This window comes from Halorubrum luteum (assembly GCF_054652935.1).
Genome location: NZ_BAAIGT010000003.1, coordinates 14,082 through 28,504, shown reverse-complemented (window position 1 = coordinate 28,504; position 14,423 = coordinate 14,082). Strand labels below are relative to the sequence as shown.

At 56.4% G+C, this 14,423-nt stretch carries 12 protein-coding genes; 6 read left to right on the top strand and 6 right to left on the bottom strand.

Annotated elements, in window-relative coordinates; all coding sequences use genetic code 11:
* Positions 1-450: 450 nt before the first annotated feature.
* The 3 genes from ACYQ0R_RS15810 (at position 451) to ACYQ0R_RS15800 (ending at position 3,764) form a co-directional block, all read left to right on the top strand.
* Complete coding sequence (locus ACYQ0R_RS15810; RefSeq protein WP_459825865.1) at positions 451-1,089, top strand: helix-turn-helix domain-containing protein; 639 nt, start codon at positions 451-453, stop codon at positions 1,087-1,089.
* A gap of 369 nt (positions 1,090-1,458) precedes the next feature.
* A complete protein-coding gene (locus ACYQ0R_RS15805; RefSeq protein ID WP_459825863.1) occupies positions 1,459-2,526 on the top strand; it encodes a hypothetical protein in 1,068 nt (355 codons plus the stop codon).
* Positions 2,523-3,764, top strand: coding sequence for an ATP-binding protein (locus tag ACYQ0R_RS15800; protein ID WP_134671660.1), 1,242 nt, complete (start codon positions 2,523-2,525; stop codon positions 3,762-3,764). Before ACYQ0R_RS15805 ends, ACYQ0R_RS15800 begins: the two co-directional genes overlap by 4 nt.
* Before the next feature lie 51 nt (positions 3,765-3,815).
* On the opposite strand, the gene ACYQ0R_RS15795 is transcribed toward ACYQ0R_RS15800, so the two are convergent.
* The 3 genes from ACYQ0R_RS15795 to ACYQ0R_RS15785 are packed head-to-tail and all read right to left on the bottom strand — an operon-like array spanning position 3,816 to position 7,439.
* A complete protein-coding gene (locus ACYQ0R_RS15795; RefSeq protein WP_459825861.1) occupies positions 3,816-4,682 on the bottom strand; it encodes a phospholipase D-like domain-containing protein in 867 nt (288 codons plus the stop codon).
* The gene (locus ACYQ0R_RS15790; RefSeq protein ID WP_459825859.1) at positions 4,672-6,384 is read right to left on the bottom strand and encodes a hypothetical protein; all 1,713 of its coding nucleotides are present in this window, start codon (positions 6,382-6,384) and stop codon (positions 4,672-4,674) included. The genes ACYQ0R_RS15795 and ACYQ0R_RS15790 overlap by 11 nt, the downstream gene beginning before the upstream one ends.
* Positions 6,381-7,439, bottom strand: a complete 1,059-nt coding sequence (locus ACYQ0R_RS15785) for a helicase-related protein (protein WP_459825857.1) — start codon at positions 7,437-7,439, stop codon at positions 6,381-6,383. The genes ACYQ0R_RS15790 and ACYQ0R_RS15785 overlap by 4 nt, the downstream gene beginning before the upstream one ends.
* Before the next feature lie 187 nt (positions 7,440-7,626).
* On the opposite strand from ACYQ0R_RS15785, the gene ACYQ0R_RS15780 reads away from it, so the two are divergent.
* The 3 genes from ACYQ0R_RS15780 to ACYQ0R_RS15770 all read left to right on the top strand — a co-directional run bounded on the left by ACYQ0R_RS15780 (position 7,627) and on the right by ACYQ0R_RS15770 (position 11,761).
* Positions 7,627-8,442, top strand: coding sequence for an IS5 family transposase (locus ACYQ0R_RS15780; RefSeq protein WP_459820819.1), 816 nt, complete (start codon positions 7,627-7,629; stop codon positions 8,440-8,442).
* A gap of 327 nt (positions 8,443-8,769) precedes the next feature.
* Positions 8,770-10,248: an IS66 family transposase gene (tnpC, locus tag ACYQ0R_RS15775; protein WP_459825920.1), complete on the top strand. Its 1,479-nt coding sequence runs from the start codon at positions 8,770-8,772 to the stop codon at positions 10,246-10,248.
* Between the two features lie 109 nt (positions 10,249-10,357).
* On the top strand, positions 10,358-11,761 hold the full coding sequence (locus tag ACYQ0R_RS15770) for an aspartate aminotransferase family protein (protein WP_459825855.1): 1,404 nt from the start codon (positions 10,358-10,360) through the stop codon (positions 11,759-11,761).
* 554 nt (positions 11,762-12,315) lie between these two features.
* Here the strand turns inward: ACYQ0R_RS15770 and ACYQ0R_RS15765 are convergent.
* The 3 genes from ACYQ0R_RS15765 to ACYQ0R_RS15755 form a co-directional block, all read right to left on the bottom strand.
* The gene (locus ACYQ0R_RS15765) at positions 12,316-13,311 is read right to left on the bottom strand and encodes a tyrosine-type recombinase/integrase (protein WP_459825853.1); all 996 of its coding nucleotides are present in this window, start codon (positions 13,309-13,311) and stop codon (positions 12,316-12,318) included.
* A 100-nt stretch (positions 13,312-13,411) separates the two neighbouring features.
* A complete protein-coding gene (locus ACYQ0R_RS15760) occupies positions 13,412-13,831 on the bottom strand; it encodes a hypothetical protein (RefSeq protein ID WP_459825851.1) in 420 nt (139 codons plus the stop codon).
* A gap of 41 nt (positions 13,832-13,872) precedes the next feature.
* Entirely contained in the window at positions 13,873-14,220 is a 348-nt protein-coding gene (locus ACYQ0R_RS15755) for a DUF7964 domain-containing protein (protein ID WP_459825849.1), read from the bottom strand.
* Positions 14,221-14,423: the final 203 nt, after the last annotated feature.

Below are 14,423 nucleotides of genomic sequence, written 5' to 3'. Positions count from 1 at the left end.
TAATGTACATTGGGTAGATGTTGAAGGTTGTGCGAGTTTTGTCGATAATGTAAGTTTCGTACTGGTCATACGCGGTCAATGAAGTTCGTCCACCTTAATTCTGTGTCAGACAGATTGCGGACGCCATCCACACAACCTACATTTTGTACATTATGTAGATTGTTGGCACAATCTCAATTGTCATAGTCACCGTCGACTCTACGCAATCTACATAATTTAGATTATCAGCATTTCATACGTATTCATCGCAATCTTTGCCACCCACACGAACCAATTGAAGAAGCCCAATTTGCATTATCTACATTATCCACATTATGCGGATTGGCTATGAGATCTACATTCTTCAGTCATTCAATAGGAGAGTCCTGAGTAATAGAACTCAGACAGAGCCGTCCTACCCCGTCCTCTAGTAAGACTTTTAACCGTTACCGAGTTATTGGTAACTACCAGATGTACGAGGTTCTCGACGACACCGCGGCGCAGGTCATCCTCGCTATCGAGAGTGGTGACTCCATCCGCCGTGTCGCCCAACACCTCCACACACCGTACGAGACGGTGAGACAGGCCGTCAATCGGCTGGAAGACGCAGGCTACGTTTCCTATGACGACGGCCTCACTGTCGTCGACGAGCGCGTACGCGACGCAGCACTCGAGCTCGTCGCTGCCAGCGCCGGCGTCAGTCTACCATCCATCGAGGAAACATACGTCATCCCACAGTTTAGTGACTGGCCGTTCGCGTTCACACGGATCGACGCCGTCTATGTGTGGACTCAGGGCGGCTACCAGGTCGGTCGCGAGCCCGACGACTATCCACTGTTCCTCACTGTTCGTGAGCAGGACGTCGACGCCTGGGAGACATTTTTCGAATCGTTCGACCTCCCGACCGCATTCGAACGACAGCCCCGACACGAGCTGGACGGACCGCTACAGATCGTCCTCGAGCCAGGGCCGTCTCTCGACATCGAGCACGTCGAGGGGTACCCGGTTATCCCGAGAGCAGAGACGGTCGAGTATATGCGCGAAAACTACGCCCAGTTTCAGTCGGCGCTGGCGATCCTTGACCGGATGTACGAGGACCTCAAGCTCTAGTGAGGAGAGGTTAGAAGTCTAAAGGGATTTCCTCACTATCATCCGAAAGAAAGAGAAGATCGAATGCAGGATGCTTGTAGAGTATCTCGCGGCAGTCACGGCAACGTGTATATAGGGATCGGTCAGCATCCCAAAAATCAGAACGCATCACGACAGCAGTATCACGTGAGCCGTAATGTCCGCCAGATGCTGAAAAATGGTTGAACTCAAGCCCTCCACACTCCGGACAGGGGTCATTCATATTTTCCCAGTCATCCCGCTGATGTCCGGATCGAAACACAACGTGACCAGACGCGGCGCAAGATCGGCCGGGCCATCGAGATTGAGATCCTGGACCAGGCGAAACAGGACACCCCTGACAGCGATCCGGTGGAAGCGCTCAAAGACAAGTACGACAGCGTGGAGGATGCCGATGCGGCGGAGCTGGATGAACTCCAAGGTGAGGTCGACGCTAACTGGGATTTCGACTTCCAGACCGTTGATGAGTCACTCCGTGAGATCGTTGCGAACGATGTGTTTGCTGATACGGAGGTGGCGACGTATGCGAACACGGTCCGACCACTCGGATCAATCGACCCCGAGCTCCGCTACCTGATCCTTGACGACCTCGACCACGTCGTCACCCAGGTCAAAAAAGCAGCGACAGTGCTGGAAAAGCAAGAGGATCTAGAACACCTCACCACGAAGCTGGACTGGTTTGGTATCGATCCCGATCTCCAGTCTGAGGACCTGGACATCGAGTGCATCACCACGATCGAGGAGTTCTGGGAGACCCACCAGGTTGAACGGAACATCGAAGATGCAGCAGTCGGCGATGACCTTGACGGATATCTCGACGGCGATATCCAACTCTCTCGGTTGTTCGATATGCTCCAAAGCAGGCGAAAAAGCATCGTCCCCCAGGTCGACACCTACGACGCTGAAGACGACAAAGACGCTCTGGATGATGACTTGGAGTACGTCAAAGGCGAGCTGACCGACGCCATCGAGGAGGAACAGGAGACGGTGTCCGCAGCAAAAGACGAGTTAGCAGAGTACCGCGACCGGATCCCCGGTGAGTCCAGCTGGCTGCGACGCGGCCAAACCTATCTGGACAACTGCGAGACCGAATTGGAGAGTTCACCTACCCAGTTCGACCACGACCAGTACGGGGACTACTGGGAGCAGTGGGAGACAGCCCGCACCAACCTAGAAAAAGAGGCATTCGGTGAAGACGAGTTCGAAGAAACCGTCCGGAAATACGATCCCGATATCGAGATAGACGTGGTCGAAGACGCTACCGAGGACGGCCTCTCGGACAGGTTCACCGAACTGGATGATGATGAGTTCCAGCAGGTGATCGACGGATTACGCGGGTCGACAACGGCTGCCGAGGAACTAAAGCAGTCCCTGCTAAAGATACGTGTGAAAGCTGAACTCACCGGTGACGAATCATGATTATTGGCGGGGACAAAGAAGAGCTATCAGCCTATCTTGGCCGCAAGTTCGACAGTACCGATGAGCTCGGTGAACAGGTCCGCCTTGACCTCAACGAACCCCATATGGTCACCGTCTGTGGGAAACGCGGCTCCGGGAAGTCCCATACCCTGGGTGTGATGATGGAGGAACTGATGACCCTGCCCGCCCAGGCTCGACAGAACCTGAATGGCTTGGTCATCGACGCGATGGGGATTTATTGGAGTCTCCAGGTCCAGACACCAGACACGGATCTCCTTGATGGCTGGGATATCTCTCCCAGAGAGTACCCGGTCAAAGTCTACTATCCTGCCGGCCTAGAAGAGCAGTACGAAGAAATCCAGCAGTACTTCCACGAAGGCTTCGAGCTGTACCCCTCGGAACTCTCTGTCGAGGACTGGCTGTACCTGCTTGATATCGATGAAACCCAGGCACAGGCCGGGTTGCTCTCCCAGGTCATCGAACAGGCAGAGGAAGACTTCGGCCAGTACTACAGCATCATGGATCTCCTCGATAAGGTCGAAGCCTCGCCCGAATCTGCCAACATCAAAGACGCCCTTCACCGCCGTCTGGAGAAGGCCAAAAACTGGGGTATCTTCAGCTCCTCCGGCTCGAAGATCGAGGAAATTGTCGAGGGCGGGGAATTCGTCGTCCTCGACCTCTCCGGTGCCGGTGCTCTGCCGTGGAACGTCCGTACTATGCTCACCGGCATCCTCGTCAAAAAGATGTACAACAAGCGGAGCTTTGACCGCAGCCGGGAAGAGGTCAAGAAAATCAAAGGCGAACACACCGAGGTCAGCTTCCCGTTGGTCTGGCTGTTCCTTGACGAAGCACACTTGTTCGCGCCGTCGGGACATACCGAGCCCAGCACGGATCCACTCGTTGAATGGGTGCGGCAGGGCCGTCGACCCGGGCTCTCCCTGGTCATGGCCACTCAGCAACCCGGCGCACTCGACAACAGGATCCTCTCCCAGTGTGACACCCTCATCATCCACCGTCTTACTGCTGGTCAAGACTCAGATGCTGTCGGGGACAAGATCTCTGAACTCCACGACGCCCAAACCATCAGCCACTATATGCAACAGATTCCGAAAGAGCCGGGCTACGCTTACGCTATGAACGACGACGCCGAAACCATCGTCCCGGTCAAAGTCCGCCCCCGCAAAAGCTGGCACGCCGGCGAATCCGCCAAACTGGAAGAATTTCTCCCTGAATCGTAAATCAGTATCACTCTTAGTTCATATCCCGACTTTTCAGCGGACCAATTCCAATTACTGTATTTGCTCGTCGAGGTAGCCCCGGGAGACTGGATCAGCTTTAGTCCAAAAGAAATGGAAGAACTGATCCCAGAAAGCGACGTCGTCTTCGCGGGTGATGAGATAGCCTGCTTCACCATTGAGGTTCATAGAACTGTCCCGAACCTCGCCGCTGCCGATGTAAGCGAGGGAGTGGTCGGCAACCACCATTTTGGAATGGATACTCATATCCAGGGCTGAATTGCCTGGTCCGATCTGGTGATAGAAATTTCGTACCTCGATGAAATCACCGTTCGGTGCACGGCTCTGGTAGCGTTCGACGAGTTCGCGAAGAGCTTTCAGCTTCTTGCTGTGGAAGATACTGTCCTCATTCCGAGGGTTAAAGACTTCCCGAGTGAGGACGTGGAGGTGAACCCCGTTGTCCGCTGCTTCCAGAAATTCGTCTTCTAAGATATTGAACCCATCAAGTTCGAAAAACGGAACAGCAAGGTAGAGGTCATTATTTGCTTCCGTGATCGTACGCTGTAACGCTTGCTTGAGGGAGAACACCGGGAAATCGGCCGAGATGTCGTCGTTATCCCAGTCTGAACGGAGCGAGGAAGGGATACTGATGACAGCAGCCATATCGAAATCCAGTGGCTGCGGTGGCGTTTCCTCCGTCATCTCCCGGTACTGGGCGGCAAGCTCCGCCCGATCAAGCAAATGGTACGTCCCGGCGTCCCGGTCAAGGACATCGTTGCTGGCTTGTCGTCGGAGGTAGTCCTGCCCGAACAGGACTTCGTCCGTCCCCTCGCCGAACTCCGCTTCCAGCTCCGTCACGGTAACCTGGCCGTTTTCGAGGAGCTGGTTGAGGATCCAGATGTAGACGTCTTCACTCCTCATAGGACATCACCTCGGCTGCGCTCTGTCTGTCCAGCAAGGAGTTCGGAGGTGTGTAGCCCTGGACCTCATCGGTGATGAACGGGTGGCACTGTGCGTCATCCAGGTAGACGCAGGCGGGGCAGCTGTCATCGCAGTCCCGGGTGCATTCTTCGAGCATGTCGGCCACGCGGTGGAAGTACGAGAGCAGGATGCCGCCGTCGGAGTTGATGGTGAGCTGGGTGAGCCCGCCGGCCCCGACGTCGTCGCGTTCGACGAGGACGACCGCGCCATCCCGGACCAATAGCTTCGCTCCCAGGAAGTCCTCGAGCCCGGCTTCCTCGATGGCAGCTTTGTACAGGGCATGTTGGAGGGCGTGGAGGACAGGGACTAACCGGTAAGTCGTATCACCGATGAGGTCGCGGGAGTCTGCCTCATCAAGATCGGCGAGCTCGGCCTCCGCAAGCTCCTCATAGGTAACGTCCGGATCCTCCTCGCCGGTGGCTGCTGTGAGGAGGCGGTCCTCGTCGAATTTGAACACGAGGCAGCGACCGGATTCATAGGTCATGAAGGCGCGGCGGGCTCTGTTGTGCCCCGCGAACGTCCGTGCCAACCGGCCGGCCTCACCGAGATCGGTGTTGATCGAGGTGACCGTCGCTTCGTACCCGTAGACCGCGGTCGCACTGTCGACGTCTTGGACCGTGAACACTTCCTCGATGCCGAAGAGGTCACGAACCGTTGCTTGGCTCGGTTCGGCAAGGATGTCCAAGGTCCAGTGATACGGGTCGTCGGCTTGGTCACCGCGGCTCGCTGCCTGCATATCGTCGAACCGGATACCGCGGCTGCTGTACAGGTTGCTGAGGATGAGCGGCCGTGTGAGAGTCGCGTCCGCAACGATGGGGCGGAACTCTGACTGGACTTCCGGCTCGGCGTCGGTGGCGGGGCGGTGACAGTCCGGACAGTTGGATTCGAGACGTCGGCTGTAGGAACAGTCTGAGCAGTGGAAGCGGACGTCCCAGAGGCTGTCGGCTGTCTGGACGTGGAGATGCCCATTGCAGTCGTTTTCCGGGCATCGTACCCGGCCTGGATGGTCGTCGTCTAGGTGGAGTTCGGGGCTGGGATGTTCCATCCGCGCACACCGGGGACAGACAAAGACGTACGGGAAATTCTCCATCCTCCCCCCACCGTGTTGGTCGCACTGGCACGTCGGTGGTGTGTCGCTGTTGATCGTCGCACCGTCTAAGAGTTCGAAGTGGCCACAGTCCACACAGTGGAAGCTCCGTGGGTACGGGGCCATGACCAGCTCTGAATCCCGGGTGATCTCCATCAACTCGATGTCGTCCCGATCATAATCTGCTGTCTGGCCCGGGTCCGGCTGCCCGTCATCGTCGCCGTGCTGTGTGTCCTGGCCGTTTTGTTGGAACCGGTCTAAGGCGGATGATGCCCTTGACCCATCAGCGTCGGCCTGCTGATCGCCGTTGCCGTCACCGTCGTGGTCGTCGCCTGCAGCATTGACTTGTTGTTGGTGACGTGCTTGCTCGAAGTACTGGTACCGCGCGGTGTCAAGGTCGGTGATCTGGTCAGCGATATCGTCCTGGAGCTGTTCGAGGTTGGTGATCGGGTCGCAGTTGTCGATGTCGATACACCGCATCCGGTGTTGGCCGGCGTACCGGAGCCGGCTGGGGTAACAGCTCAGCAGGGTCTGGTACGGGGTCGGTCCTGTCATGCTTGGTCACCTCCGGTCAGGGTCTCAGTACCCCACTCGATTCGTTCACTGACGTGGCCGGCGTCCGAGCCGCGGAGATTGAGGCCGTCTGCCCGGTTGCGTAGCCAGGTGTTGACGTTCTGGTCGGCGTCGTCGTAGGCTTGTCGCCGCCAGATACCTTCCTGGGTCTCGTAGCCGATGTAGGTCATAAGTCGTTCAGTCACGTTGTCCTCGATCTCGTGTTGCAGGTTCTCATCGAGATCGATTGAGTCCGGCACGAAAATGGTAAGCAGGTCATCAAGCACCCGCGTAATATGCGGATTTGAGCGGGGTTCGTCGGTGTATTCCATGATGTCGGCGAGTGACCCGATATCGTGTGGTTCCTCCTCGATGGCCAGTTCGATGGTGAGGAACGGGCCGAGGATACAGTCGAACAGTTCATCCGCCAGGTAGGGATTCGTCGGCTGGATCGCCGCCCGCTCATAGTAGTCCGTGATGTCGGACAGCAGGGTGTGGAACTGCTCGTGGATGTGGAGGTCTCGAGGGTTCGTCGGGAACAGGTGGATCGTGGCGTGGCCTGCTGCTGCGTCCCGTCCTGTCCGTCCGATGGTCTGCATCTGTTCGGACATCGATCGTGGCGCACCATACAGGATGAGATTGTTCAGCTCAGGGATATCGATCCCCAGGGAGATCACGAGATTCGCCAACACGACGGGTTCGGCGTCGAACTCGCCCATTCCGATGTGCCGACGCATCGCTTCCTTGCTTGAGTCACCAGAGAGGAACGGTGGGTCAAGCCGGCCGTCACTGATGTCATCGGCGAGGTCACGGATCGAGTTCTGGAGTGCCCGGCCCTCACTTTTCCTGTAGAGATAGCCCAGGATGAGCTCGTAGTCCGATGGGTCGGCCGGGACCGGGGTGCGGTCAATCTCCTGCTCCAGGTCCCGTCGATAGGTCTGGTCGGCAGGATTGTGGATGTCGTCGTAGGTCCGGACGATGCTCTGGCGGAACGACTCACGGTTGGATGAAGCAACCGGTTTGATCCCTAAGACCCGGTACCGCACCCGGTCTTCCATCGGCTCGAAGTACTCTCCGTGGTTGTCCTCCTCCGGGATGGCGACGACTTCGTCTTCCTCGGCCCGGAGCAGTTTGCGGATGTGTTCCAGTTTGTTTGCCTTGTTGCGGGTCCGATCAGCGGACTGTGCAGTCGGTCTGCGAGTGATTTCGTGAAATTGACGGAGGAATTGGACGCTGTCTTGCGGTATGAGGTCGAAACGACCGCTGGTGAAGAAGTGTAAGCACCTTGCTAAACAGCACGCTGATAACCCAGACGAACCCGCTGCGCCGGACGGCGACAGCGGGTTCGCCGAGTGGGTTCAGATCGCCTTGATTCTCATGCACGCTGAACTCGACAAAAGCTTCCGCGAGACCGAAGCGTGGTTTAACGATTCTCTCGCCATCCGTGAGGAACTGAATCTCGAAGCCTCGCCAGACCATACGACCCTCTGTCGCTGGGAGAAAGAGTACCAGATGCGTGAACTCCGCCGCCTGCTCCGCGCTTCGGCGGAGCAGGCGGGCTGGAGCGGTGAAGCTGCAATCGACGCCAGTGGCTTCCAACGCGATCAGACCAGCTACCACTACCGCGACCGCGCGAACTACTCGTTCCAGTCGATGAAGACGACGATCTTGATCGACGTGAACTCACTAGCGATCAAAGACGTTCATTTCACCACGCAGAAGGCGTGGGACGGCCATATCGGGATGCAGGTCTTCCGCCGGAACGCGGAAGACCTGCGGGTCCTGTCCGCTGATGCGAACTACTCGTGGGGTGAGCTCCGCGAGGAGTGTCGCTCCAACTCGACGCGACCGTTGATCAAACACAGAGAGCAGACACCGCTTCAGAAGGCTCACAACGCCCGGATGAACGAGGACTACAACCAGCGGTGGATGAGTGAAACGGGCTTCTCGCAGTTGAAGGAAGACGACGGCGAGAAACTACGCTCCCGGACTTGGCACGGCCAGTTCCGGGAGCTCACGCGGAAGTGCATCGTGCATAACCTCACGCAGGCGGCGAGTTAGGGCTCGCCGCCTGCTCCCCTTCTCCGGACGTATCCGGGAGAGGTATCGCCGTCGTCATCAGAACAAGATCGCTAGCTACCATAGTTCTGACTCTTCGACAGCCACCTTTAGCCACCGCTACTGCATCTTCTGTATCCAGAATACCGCTTCTAACGCCATGGCTCGCCGAATTACTGACCCCGCCCCTATGCCGTCTTGCGATCAACAGGACAAGAATACATCAATTGTACGTGTTTAGCCCCAGACTGATTTCGATAGTCTCTCGTAGGAGCCACCCAACTGGTGCCGTAGATCGATGCAGCAGGCAAACGAATGCACCTTCGAGGGATGGTCTCCGGACTGGAGACCATCCCGTCTTGCCTGCTCATGACTTCTTCCGACCCTACCAAAGAGGAAATCCTCGCACGCCTTACTTCGCTTGAGGAAGAGGTCGAACAGCTCCGCGAAGAAAACCAAGAGCTTCGAGAAGAGAACAAACAGCTGCGACAGGAGAACAAGCGCCTCAGAGCAAAGCTCCGGTGGTACGAGGGACCGCACACACCACCGAGCAAGGACCAACCGGACGAGGAGGAGTCGTCCTCGTCCGGCGGGGACGAGGACGACGAACAGCCACGTACTGACGGTGGCACGCCTGGCCGAAAATCCGGACACGACCCAGAATGGCGCGAGGCTCCCGATGCAGATCAAGAAATCGAGGTTACCTGTGACTGCTGTCCAGAGTGCGGTGAAGCGTTCGACGAGTCGGCGGGCGTCAGCCCCCGACTCGTCGAGGAACTCCCTGACCCACAGCCACCGGAAGTCACACAGTACAACCGGCACCACTACGAGTGTCACTCCTGTGGAACTGAGACTGTTGCCTCACACCCCGACTGCCCCGATGAGGGGCAGTTCGGGGTGAACGTCATCGCACAGGCGGCGCTCTCTCGGTACGACCACCGCCTTCCCTACCGGAAGATCGGCGACCGCTTTGAGCAACTCCACGGACTGGTGCTGTCGGGCGCGTCCGCATGGCACGCGACCGAGCGCGCTGCGCGCGCCGGTCGCTGTGAATACGAGCAGATCCGCCACCAGATCCAACAAGCCGACGTTGTCCACGTTGACGAGACTGGAATCAAACGAGACGGCGAACAGGCGTGGATCTGGACGTTCACCACCGAGAACCACACGTTGTACGCGCTCAGGGAGAGTCGAGGAAGTGATGTTCCCGCAGAAGTCCTCGGCGAGGACTTCGCGGGAACGGTCATCTGTGATGGCTGGACGGCGTATCCGGCCTTCAGCAGCAACCTCCAGCGGTGTTGGGCGCATATTTTACGGGAGGCTGAAGACGCCGCCGAGAAGCAGGCGGAAGGCGAACCGATCTACCGTGCTCTCAAACAGCTGTACGTCGCTCTCCAGACTCGGCTGGAGAGCGACTTGACAGTCCGTGAGCGAGCAGAACTACAACGTGTGGCGCGGAGAGAGCTTGAATCGTTGATTGAGCGGTCAGTGCCCGACGGACCAGTGGCAACACTACTCGGAAAGATCGAAGGAGGTCTCGACCACTGGCTCACCTTCGTCGGTGAGCCAGCGGTCTCCCCGACGAACAACGCCGCCGAAAATGCGCTTCGTGAGCCGGTAGTTCTCCGGAAGCTCATCGGAACGCTCCGGAACGACCGCGGTATGTTCGTTCACGAGACTCTGCTGTCCCTGCTGGCGACCTGCCGCCAGCAGGGACGCAATCCTTACGAAGAGTTCAAGCGAATCGCTCGAAACAACGAGATGATTTCACGAGCTCAGGCTGTGCCCGCTGTTGCGTCCTCGGGGTAAACACATACCATCAATTTATTACCGATCCTTTTAAACCGGATTTTCAACTATAATCTCCAAACTCCAACAGACAGCAAAATCTAAGTCATCGTGATAAATAACATCACTCATGGGAACTGGACCACAAATTCACGACCTACACTTTACAACTGAGCCAGATGTCGATGATCCGCCGGGACCAACTGCACAACAACTGCTCGAGCGCCAGCGCGAAGTGGACAGCAATGCAATTGCCTATCCTCGTCGGCTCCCGCTGGCAATTGATGACGCACGTGGTGCGACAATCCGCGACGTTGACGGAAACGTCTTCCTCGACTTCTTCGCGGGCATTGGGGTTTTAAACGTCGGTCACGCCAATCCCTACGTTCTTGATGCAGTTCATGACCAACTCGATCAGGTAACTCATACAGTTGACTTTCCAACCGAGGCTCGTGTTGAGTTCATCGAGAAACTCGATAAGATCGCACCTAGCGGGCTAAGCGGCAATAGCAAAGTCATCTTTGGCGGTCCAAGCGGGAGTGATGCGATCGAGGGATCGATCAAGCTGGCGAAACATAACACCAATCGTCATGGGCTCCTTGCCTTCGAAGGGGCGTACCATGGGACGACGGCGGGCGCGCTTAGTCTCACCGCTGGTAAGAGTTACAAAGAGGGGTATAGCCCTCTGCTAGCCGATGCTGTTCATGTACCGTTCCCAGATCCGGCTGATTCTGCTTTTTCAGATGGTGTAAAATCTTTTTGTCCAGCTGATAACTGCTGTGGCAAGGATGTTTGTGCTCGAGCACTTGACGCCGTCAAACGAAAGTTTGAGTCCCCATATGGGGGACACGAGTCACCCGCTGCGATTTGGGTCGAACCGATCCAAGGCGAAGGTGGAGTCGTCGTCCCACCAAAAGGATTTCTCCAGGGATTACGCGATATTGCCGACGATAACGACGCCTTGCTGATTTTCGACGAGATTCAGACTGGCTTCGGCAGAACAGGTGAATGGTTTGCTGCTGAGCATTGGGACGTGACGCCAGACGCGATGACGATGGCTAAAGCGATTAGCGGCTCTGGCCTTCCAATCGGTGCTATGCTTTATCACGAAAAGTTCGACACCTGGGGTCCCGGCGGTCACGTCGGTACATTCCGTGGAAACGTTCCAGCATTCGTAGGGGGGATCCGAGCGATCGAATACGTCGAAGAGCACAATCTACTGGCTCATGCCCGCACGGTTGGAAGCCAAATTCGCGACCGATTCCGCGAACTGGCTGAAGACGTCGACGAGATCGTTGATGTCCGTGGCAAAGGAATGTTCATTGGAGTTGAATTCCGCGAAGGTGGCGAACCAGCAGTTGATCTTGTTGAAGAGATCCAGCTTGAATGCTACCGGAACGGTGTGTTGGTATGGTATGCTGGTCGGGACAAGAACATACTTCGACTTATCCCACCGCTTGTACTCACAGAAGAGCAGGCCCACGCTGGTATGAACGTGATCTGCGCGGCTGTACGACGAGCTACTCGAGACTAGGTCTCAAGCTTAATTTTATGCGGCATTTCTATTCGCTCGCTGCGGAAGGAAACGTAGCACCTCCAGTTTCATCTGAGAGCACGTCGACACAGGTGGTCACTAGTAAATGTTGATAAATTGTAATTCAAATTGGTATCAATTGGCTCTGGGAGATCTTCAGACCGTGTCACTAACCATCAGAGTTATATGGCAACAGCAAACATGTTTATATGATCTCGTCGTCACCTGCACCAACGTCGAGATCGACGCCTAACCATACCCCACTCACACCCTGTGGTGTGTTGAGCAGGGCTGCACTCCCTGCTCATTCGTCATGCCTCCGAGTTACACCGTCCGCTCAGAGACTTCTGCCTGCGTTGACCAGAACCACTGTGGGCCCAACTGCAATCGTCTTATTCGAATAGAGACATCTCGTACTGTTTTGCTACCCGACTGACTTTCATCTATAGTGGCAGCTGATGCTGTTTGCACACCGATCGCACAGTCGCCATGCGATCAGGTGCGCACTGAGTTTCAATGGCTACTATAGCATGCGTTTGCCGCTCGCTAAGCGCTTACTCCCGGATTTTGTCGATCGACTGTGCGACGTCCTCTGCTTGGATATCGCTATATGCCTCGTGTGTAGTTTCGATCGACTTGTGTCGCAGCGCCGACTGTGCCAATTCGGAGTGGCCTTTCTCGTACAGCTCGGCACCAAGTGCCCGTCGTGCGCCGTGGGGCTGTAGATACGACGCCTCGCCCTCGAGTTCGATTTGGGCTTCCTTCGTCAACTGCTTCAGAATCTGGCGGCCAGCTTCCTTGGTGATCGACGGCGGCGCGATCTCTCGGTCTCGGAGAATTGTATCAATGTCGCTCCCCGGATCCGGTCGGTTGCCAGTTGCACTCTCCACGGCGTCGTACTTACTCGCAGCATGTTCAGTCGGGAACACCGGCCAGTTGTCGATTGGCGGCCCTTGAACACGCTTGAGACGCGACAGGGCGTCGTGTGCCATTTCCGTGAGTCCGACGGCTTCGTACTCCCGAGACTTTCCGTAGACCTGCAGCCGGCCACGCTCGAGGTCGACGTCACCCCACCGAAGGCCGTTCCGGTCGTCGTCGTTTCTGTCACGAAAGAGTTCGGCTCCGCGAAGGCCGAGTTCTGCAAGTAAAACAACGATAGTCCGGTTGCGGTAGGCCCGTTCCCGCGATGTGTCGATCTTCCCCTCGAGTGCGAGTTCGACGCGTTCGGTTGCGTAGGCGACGAGTCGTTTTCGCTGGTCGGGCGTCCAGAACTGTGTCTCTCGAGTCGGTTTGTCTTCGGGGAGGAACTCCTCGGCACGCTCGGTGTCCGCCGGGTTCGTCGAGAGTAGCTCGTCTCGAACGCAAAACGAGAGGAACGCTCGCACGTACGCGAAGTAGGTGTTCGCAGTCGAGCCGGCGATCTCGTTGTCGATGTTCTTCTCACGGAGGAACAGCCCGTACTCTCGTAGGTCGTTCGACTCGAGGTCGCCGACGTCCTCAACACCCTCACGTTCGCAGAATGTGGCAAACTGCTCGAGAACGGGCTTCATGGTTGCACGACTACCACCGGACTCGAGGCCATACTCGAGGTAGCGATCGACAGCAACCTGGACAGGGTAGTCTTCGCCAGGTTGACCTTGTGTAGTGTGTTCAGTCGCCATCGTAGGTGTAGGTCCCCTCGATATTGTAGTCAGTGTCGAAAATTGTGATGTGATCACCGGGTGCAGCGTATGCTGAGACGAACTCATCGATTTGCTCCGGTTGGACCTCTATAGCTGTGGAGATCATCAGAATCGCGGATTCGTCGTCTGGACCCCCTACTCGGGTTGAATTTCCGCCGACCATGATTGTCACTGTGGGGTAGGGCGTCGACCCTGGTAAATTTACTTGGTCAAACTGGTATTTAGCCAAGTAGTTGGCTGAAGCCCTGAAACGTGTGTTCGTGACCGTCTCGAGACTTATACTGCCTATTTCGGCATTTGTATATTTTATATCGCTATACAAAATCCCTCCCTCTACCGCCCACAACTTCGGGATCTCAAATTCTACAAACCACCATACAGCTGACACCCGTTACGATCGTCCTCAGAGAAGCTGTTTGAAAAAAGAAACTATTCTTCGTTTTCCGAGGCAACAGCGCTCATGGCGTCCATTCCTTGCTGAATCGGATGCTCTTCGTAGAGTTCTTCGCTTCGCAGAAACCCATCTGAGAGGATATTATCTTCCATACCGCTCTCGTAGACAACCCTCCAGCCGTGACCTGCTTCGTAGGTCACGGCTGTCACCCAGTCGTAGCCAATGAACATCGCGGTGTCCATAACCATCCCGTGTTCCGGATCAAATTTCGTCGTCTGAGGCATTATTGACTGGATGCTCTCGTGTCGTTCGAGTGAGTCACGCTCAGTATCTTTGAGTGGGCGGTCTGGAAGCGATTCAACAAGGGATCCATCTTGAGCCATACACCAAGTAGCTCTTGGCGCGTAAATAACCGTTCGGCGTAGGTCCAAATGAGGTACCCTAATGGGGAGCCTCTCCTTCGGTTTTAGTATCTGGACTGACTGTTAATGGCATCTAACATCACTCCTGCAGTTGATGACGATGCCCCCGCCTTGGCGGGGGCGATCGTCATCCACGCCAAGTAGTTGGATAGCAGTTCCATGTC